The 2,067-nt window shown below is 65.6% G+C and carries 1 protein-coding gene; it reads right to left on the bottom strand.

The genetic code is table 11. The features are described 5' to 3' along the window. Window positions 1-166: 166 nt before the first annotated feature. Complete coding sequence (iolD, locus tag EN939_RS31615; protein WP_127271234.1) at window positions 167-2,017, bottom strand: 3D-(3,5/4)-trihydroxycyclohexane-1,2-dione acylhydrolase (decyclizing); 1,851 nt, start codon at window positions 2,015-2,017, stop codon at window positions 167-169. Window positions 2,018-2,067 lie beyond the last annotated feature (50 nt).

Raw genomic sequence — 2,067 nt, 5'->3', positions numbered from 1 at the left:
GCCGGCACCTTCTCCCCGTATAGGGACGGGGACAAGGGGTCTAGCCGCGACCTCGGCGTCTTTCTTGCGACGGCGGTGATTGGCGAAACCGGTGGTGACAGCGTCCCTCTCCCCGTCCCTATACGGGGAGAGGATGCCGGCAGGCAGGTGAGGGGCAGCGCCGACCTCAATCACCCACACTCTGCATCTTCCGCTTTTCGTCATACGCCTTGCGCGCCGCGTTGACCTGCGGCCGTACAGACACTTCCGGCACCGCCACGTCCCACCAATGGCCGCCGGCATCCGTGGAAACCAGCGGGTCGGTGTCGATGACGAGCACCGTTGTGCGCGTATTCTTCCTGGCTTGTGCCAGCGCGTTTTCCAGCCCGGCGATCGACGGCACTTTCTCGGCGATCGCCCCCATGCTCGCCGCATGCGCGGCAAAGTCGATGTCGGGCAGAACCTCGTGGCGCGAGTCCTTCAGCAGATTGTTGAAGTTGGCGCCGCCGGTCGCCATCTGCAGCCGGTTGATGCAGCCATAGCCTCTGTTGTCGAGCAGCACGATAGTGAGCTTGAGGCCGAGCATCACCGAGGTGGCGATTTCGGAGTTCATCATCAGGTAGGAGCCGTCGCCGATCATGACGACGATCCCCTCGCCGGGCTTCGCCATCTTGGCTCCGAGCCCGCCGGCAATCTCGTAGCCCATGGTCGAGAAGCCATATTCGCCATGATACGATCCGGGCGCGCCCGCCTGCCAAAGTTTGTGCAATTCGCCCGGCAACCCGCCGGAGGCATTCAGCAGCGTCACACCGGAGCCCATGGCGCGCTGCACGGCGCCGATCACCTGCGCGTCGGACGGGTAGGCGGCATTGGTCGACGCCGTCACCTTGGCCGCCTCGGCCTGCCAGGCCTTCTTGCCGGAGGACGCATTGTCGGTCCAGCTTGCCGGCGCCTTCCAGCCCTTCAGCGCAGCACTGAGTTCGGCCAGGCCCTCGGCCGCATCGGCGACCAGTGGCAGGGCGCGGTGCTTGCCGGCGTCGAAGGGCTGCACGTTGAGCCCGATGATGGTCTTGCCCGAATTCTTGAACAGCGCCCACGAACCGGTGGTGAAGTCCTGCAGACGCGTGCCGATGGCCAGCACGACATCGGCTTCCTCAGCCAACCGGTTGGCGGCAGAAGTTCCGGTGACGCCGACCGCCGCCATGTTGAGCGGATGGTCGTCCGGCAACGAGGATTTGCCGCCTTGCGTCTCGCAGACCGGGATGCCGGCGCTCTCGGCGAATTTCGCCAGTTCGTCCGACGCCTGCGAATAGAGGACGCCGCCGCCGGCGATCACCAGCGGCTTTTTTGCGCCCTTCAGCGCCGCTACCGCGGCGGCAAGCTCATGGCGATCCGGGCGCGGCCGGCGCTGGTGCCAGACCCTCTCGGCAAAGAAACTCTCGGGGTAGTCGTAGGCCTCGGCCTGCACGTCCTGGCACAGAGACAGCGTCACCGGGCCGCATTCGGCCGGATCGGTCAGCACGGCCATGGCGCGGCTGAGCGCAGGAATGATCTGCTCCGGCCGGGTGATGCGGTCGAAATAGCGTGAAACCGGACGGAAGCAGTCATTGACCGTAGCCGTGCCGTCGGAGAAATCCTCGGCCTGCTGCAGCACCGGATCTGGGATGCGGTTGGCGAAGACGTCGCCCGGCAAAAACAGGACGGGCAACCTGTTTACATGGGCGAGCGCCGCCGCCGTCACCATGTTGAGCGCGCCGGGGCCGATCGAAGAGGTCGCGGCCATGAAGCGGCGGCGGAAATTGGCCTTGGCGTAGGCGATCGCCGCATGCGCCATCGCCTGTTCATTGTGGGCGCGGAAGGTCGGCAGCTCGTCGCGCAGCTGATAAAGCGCCTCGCCGATGCCGGCGACATTGCCGTGGCCGAAGATCGCCCAGACGCCGCCGAAGATCGGGACTTTGCTCCCGTCGATCTCGGTCATCTGGCGTGACAGGAAGCGGGTCAGCGCCTGCGCCATTGTCAGGCGGATTGTCTTGCTCATGGTGTTTTCCTCCGCAGTCCTATTCCGCGCCTTCTTATGCCGCCTTGCGG

The organism is Mesorhizobium sp. M7A.F.Ca.CA.002.05.1.1, assembly GCF_003998335.1.
Classification (GTDB): Bacteria; Pseudomonadota; Alphaproteobacteria; order Rhizobiales; family Rhizobiaceae; genus Mesorhizobium.
The sequence above is the reverse complement of the archived record's forward strand: the minus strand, read 5'-3'. Positions and strand labels throughout refer to the sequence as shown.

Excerpts from the sequence above, each read along its gene's own strand:
- iolD (WP_127271234.1), bottom strand. The coding sequence starts at position 2,017 with ATGAGCAAGACAATCCGCCTGACAATGGCGCAGGCGCTGACCCGCTTC.